Genomic DNA, 4031 nt, shown 5'->3' with positions numbered 1-4031 from the left:
TCAAATGTTGGAAGGGTCATTGCCATTGATATCACATTTACACCATATTTCGTCTCAACCGGAAGTATTTTCCCGTTTTCATCTCCATAGATCTTTTCATTTTCAATGCCAAGTATTTTTGCATCATCAGGTCCGCTTATGTCGGCATCAAGCAATCCAACCTTTAAACCCTGAGATGCGAGGGTCACGGCAAGGTTTGTGGAAAAAGTTGATTTGCCAACACCCCCCTTACCGCTCATAACAAGTATGGTATGCTTAACGTTATACTTAAGGGATTTTCCCGGTGGGCCTATCTGTGGTCTTGGGGGCGGCTCATTGATTTTTATATTTCCTGTCATAGATTAGTATATATTTTTTTTATATTTAATGCTAATTTAATTATTAAAAAAATGTGATATTTAATAATGAAGCATGGTTATATTTATCAGTCTTTAAGTGCTGAATTAAGGCGTGCAATGGCCCTAATCACACCCAGGTGTGTAATTGCCTGTGGGAAATTGCCAAGCAGGCTGCCGGTTTTGGGATTTATCTCTTCAGAAAATAAATAAAGATGGTTTGATTTTGATAAAAGCGTTTCAAGAACTTTTTTTGCATGCTCGGTCCTGCCCATTAAAATAAGATCTTCCACATACCAGAAGCTTAGCAATAAAAATGGATTATCCATTGATTTTAAACCATCGTCCTTATTATATCTTAAAAACAGGTAGTTTGGGGTCATTAAATTTGATTCTATGCACCTGATTGTATTTATAACACGTTTATCCTTTATATTAAGGAAATCCATTAAAGGAAGTCTTAGAAGTGATGCATCAATATTTTTGGAGTCATAGGACTGGACAAAGCACTCCATTTCATTGTTATAACCATTTTTTAATATATCCTCCTTTATTTCTTTCTCCACCTTTCTCCATGTTTCATATGGTGCAGAGTATCCGAGTTTTTTGCCCATTAAAATTGCCCTGTGAAATGCAGACCATGAGATTAATTTGGAATAAACATAATGTTTGGGTTCTGTTCTAAATTCCCATATGCTTGAATCAGGGTACTTCCATATTACCTCAAGCTTTTCAAGAATGCCAAGAACAAAGTCCCATAACTGTGTGGTTATTACTCCATCTGCAAGTGAAAAGTGGTAAATAGCATTTATTATTGAGCCATACTGATCCAGCTGAAACTGGCCAGATGCCTTATTGCCTATCCTTACAGGCCTTGAGTTTCTGTAGCCAGAATAATCAAGTACTTTTTCCTTTAATATGGATTCGTCATTAATTTCATAAATTGTTTTAATTGCCTTCTGCTTATTTATTTTATACATGATATCATAGATAAATTTTGTGGCCTCACCGTTTAAACCAATTAAGGATAGGGCCTCTATAACATAGGCAGTATCCCTAATCCAGGTAAATCTGTAATCCCAGTTTCGGTCACCACCAATTGATTCGGGCAGGCTTGTTGTTGGTGCTGCCACCATCATGCCTGTTGGGTCATAAAATAGACCCTTTAGTGTGAGTGCCGATCTTAAGACATATTTGCCATATATTCCCTCATAATTTAACTTATTTGACCATGCTTTCCAGTACTTTCTTGTTTCGTTTAACCGTTCTATTGATTTGTATTCTAAAATATTATTTATATGCGTTATGCCTGTGGAAACAACAATCCAGTTATAGCCAGTTCTTTTCATCTGGAAGGTTCCGTATATTGTATCCCCATCCTGCCTAAAATTAAAATTGCTTGACACCCCAACTGTCTTATTTAATGATCTAAATATATATCCGTTTTTATTATGCTCCACCGATGGTTTAATTTTACCGTAATTAAAACTGGGTTTAATTTTAATCGTGATTTTAATATTATCCTCAAATGGTTCAATAAATCTGTGTATTTCCGGCATGTTTATTGTTGCATACTCTGATGCGGGAAGAAAATCAGTTATTCTTACTATTATTCCATTTTCATCATAAAATTCTGTTACCAATATATTTGTGAGCTCCTCATAATACTGATTCACCATCAATCCAGAACGATTCGGTCTGATGGAAAAATACCCACCACGGTCTGCATCAAGTATTGAATCGAAGAGTGGTTCTGAATCAAAATTTGGCAGGCATGCCCAGTCAATGGTACCATCCATGCCAACCAGTGCAGCGGTTTTATTATTAAAAATTACTCCATGATTCTCTATTTTTATATAATTTTCAGAATAAACATCTTCGATCTTTTTAAGACGCCCATAAATTTCCATTGTGTATGTCTATTTGAAGCGTATATTTATATTTTTAATACGGATATTAATTATTAAAATAAAAATAGATTTAAATAAAGAAAAATTATAGTCGTATTAAAATGAAACAAATAAGCGCGGACATAAATGGGGGTAAAATTAACATTTATATAGGTTCAGGTCTTGAAGATTATATAAACAATAACATATATGGAAGGAATGTTAGCTTTGTTTCAAAATCCCTGTCCGGATACCGTAACAAATTAAAAAAAATTAAATCTATAAAGATTTACATGCATGATGGAGAATCAATAAAGGATTTAAGATATCTAAGATTTATAGTTAAAAAACTGATAGATTTAAATATTGAAAGATCAGATACAGTATCATATATTGGTGGTGGAACTGTTGGTGATTTAACCGGATTTGCATCATCGGTATATAAAAGGGGAATAAATCTGGTTGCGGTTCCAACAACACTTCTGGCACAGGTTGATTCTTCCATAGGTGGCAAGAACGCCATAAATTTTAGCGGCATTAAAAATGTTATTGGAACATTTTATAATCCAAAATATATATTCAATGATACAGATTTTTTATTAAATTCCGATAAATCGCTTTTAAATGATGGCATGGCAGAGATTATTAAAATGGCGATCATCAATGATGAAAATTTCTATAATTATCTTAGAAATAATAACATGGACACAATTTTTAACCAGAATGATCTGGAGAATATAATATATAAAAGCAATAAGATAAAACTTAACATTGTTTCAAGAGACTTTTTTGATAAAAATAAGATCAGATATCTTTTAAATTTCGGCCATACAGTAGGACACGCAATAGAATCATTTACCAGTAATGATGTTTCCCATGGAACCGCAATTGCAAATGGTATGCTTGCCGAGAATTATATAGCATATAAAATGGGCCTATCTGAAAATTTTTATGATGAAATAATTACAATTCTGGAAAATTATAGAATCCCATTATTAAATTTTAAAAATTTTGATCCGGATATTATAATAAAATATATTTTAAATGATAAGAAAATGGAATCTGGCAAAATTAATCTTATTGTTCTTGACAGGATTGGAAAATCACATACAGAGGCTGTTGAAGTATCAGAAATCAAAAGGTATTTTTCTGAATTTCTTGAGGTAAAAAAATGAATGCATCCGCACTTATAGGAAAACCAGTAACACATTCTGCCGGACAGTACATATATAATAAAATATTCAAAAAAAATAACATTAATTCTATTTACCTTAGTATAGACCTTGATATGGAAAATATACCAGTTTTTATAAGATTTGCACGTGAGAACCTGTTAGGATTCAATGTAACAGCCCCGTATAAGGAAGTTATTTTAAAATACCTTGATGTTATAGATGATACCGCATCAGGCATAGGTGCTGTAAACCTCGTTAAGAACTGTTCAGGAAAATTATATGGATACAATGCCGATTATAACGGTTTTTTATTTTCTCTTAAGCATAATAAAGTTGACCCCAATGGCAAAAAAATATTAATACTGGGCACAGGTGGAACGGCCAGAATGGTTTATTATGCGCTTAAAAGTAATTACAAATGCACTGTCTTTAACGCCACAAGAAATTTAGAAAATAAAAAGAATAAAAATTTTTTTGATAACCTAATAGCATATGATGAGCTGATGCCAGAATATGATATTATAATAAACTGCACGCCTGTTGGAACATTTCCTGACATTAAGTCCCCAATTGATGGATCCAAGATTATGCATAAATCCACAGCCATTGATATGATATACAATCCACAGAAA

At 32.8% G+C, this 4031-nt stretch carries 4 protein-coding genes; 2 read left to right on the top strand and 2 right to left on the bottom strand.

Annotated elements, in window-relative coordinates:
- Together AOG54_RS01425 and AOG54_RS01420 are read right to left on the bottom strand one after the other, a co-directional pair.
- A partial coding sequence (locus AOG54_RS01425; protein ID WP_156324157.1) for a P-loop NTPase occupies positions 1-338 on the bottom strand: 338 nt, incomplete at its 3' end.
- 86 nt (positions 339-424) lie between these two features.
- Entirely contained in the window at positions 425-2245 is a 1821-nt protein-coding gene (locus AOG54_RS01420; protein ID WP_055032309.1) for a glycoside hydrolase family 15 protein, read from the bottom strand.
- A gap of 101 nt (positions 2246-2346) precedes the next feature.
- On the opposite strand from AOG54_RS01420, the gene aroB reads away from it, so the two are divergent.
- Both aroB and AOG54_RS01410 read left to right on the top strand, forming a co-directional pair.
- Positions 2347-3399: a 3-dehydroquinate synthase gene (aroB, locus tag AOG54_RS01415; RefSeq protein WP_054964376.1), complete on the top strand. Its 1053-nt coding sequence runs from the start codon at positions 2347-2349 to the stop codon at positions 3397-3399.
- A partial coding sequence (locus AOG54_RS01410; protein ID WP_055032308.1) for a shikimate dehydrogenase family protein occupies positions 3396-4031 on the top strand: 636 nt, incomplete at its 3' end. The genes aroB and AOG54_RS01410, both read left to right, overlap by 4 nt.

The sequence above is a fragment of the Acidiplasma aeolicum genome, from assembly GCF_001402945.1.
Taxonomy (GTDB): domain Archaea; phylum Thermoplasmatota; class Thermoplasmata; order Thermoplasmatales; family Thermoplasmataceae; genus Acidiplasma; species Acidiplasma aeolicum.
This window is presented reverse-complemented; position numbering and strand designations above follow the sequence as displayed.